This is a genomic window from Vibrio olivae (assembly GCF_042428525.1).
Classification (GTDB): domain Bacteria; phylum Pseudomonadota; class Gammaproteobacteria; order Enterobacterales; family Vibrionaceae; genus Vibrio; species Vibrio olivae.
This window is the reverse complement of the sequence record NZ_JBHMEP010000131.1, coordinates 1-525: the sequence shown is the minus strand read 5'-3', so window position 1 is coordinate 525 and position 525 is coordinate 1. Positions and strand designations below refer to the sequence as shown.

The following is a 525-nucleotide window of genomic DNA, read 5'->3' as shown; positions in this document are numbered from 1 at the left end:
GGAACATGTGCGCCGTTTCCACGAGATGTTCTTCACGCTATCACCTGAAAAAAGCGCGATTGAACACAACGTGAAACGTGCCCTGCTGCTGGCGGACAAGAGCGTGTACCACTACTATTCGGACTTTGCAGAGAAGGGGTACTACAACCGCATCATCGCAGGAAACATCAACCAGGTGCTGAAGGTGGACAGCGTGGTGTGCGACTTCGACAGCTATCCCTACCGTGCCGTGACCTATGCCACGCAGAAGATCATCCGGCAGAGCAACGTCACCGAGCGCAGCCTCGTGACCACCTGCCGCCTGCTGAACGCATCGCGGTCGGATGACAACCCGAACGGTTTTACCATCGAGGGTTTCACCATCATTGAGAACAAGGATTTACAGACTATCAAACGGTAACAGGACATGAAAAGTATCAGAAAATCAATGTGGGGCATGTATTGGAAACTCCACGACAAACGGAAACGCTTGGCGGCAAGTCTCAAAGGGTATCTGGACGGCTTGCCGCCGGAAACACGCCGCCG

1 protein-coding gene is annotated in these 525 nt (G+C 53.7%); it reads left to right on the top strand.

Annotation, left to right across the window (positions count from 1 at the left end; translation table 11 throughout):
- A partial coding sequence (gene traK, locus ACFFUV_RS24215) for a conjugative transposon protein TraK (protein ID WP_512701419.1) occupies positions 1-400 on the top strand: 400 nt, incomplete at its 5' end.
- Between the last annotated feature and the right edge of the window lie 125 nt (positions 401-525).